At 37.9% G+C, this 240-nt stretch carries 1 protein-coding gene; it reads right to left on the reverse strand.

Going from position 1 to position 240, the window contains the following annotated elements; genetic code table 11:
• Nucleotides 1-240 (reverse strand): biotin/lipoyl-binding protein (locus tag SCA31_RS25320; protein ID WP_410699687.1); only part of this gene is annotated, 240 nt, incomplete at both ends.

Raw genomic sequence — 240 nt, forward strand, 5'->3', positions numbered from 1 at the left:
CTTTGCAGAAGATATTTTAGCATCAATGATCTTCGTATCACTTTCTTTGGTGTTCACGCCGCTTTCAATAGTGGTGATATTTTCAGAAGTTGCGTGCAGATTTGCTTCCGCCATTTTAACCTGATTGACGAATTCTCTGTTGTCTATGACAATCAGTGTATCACCTTTGTGTACAAACTGATTTTCGTTAAATCGTATCGTTTTGATGAACCCTGAAACTTTACTCGAAACAGGCGTAAT

The organism is Chryseobacterium sp. SIMBA_028 (assembly GCF_046535285.1).
GTDB lineage: Bacteria > Bacteroidota > Bacteroidia > Flavobacteriales > Weeksellaceae > Chryseobacterium.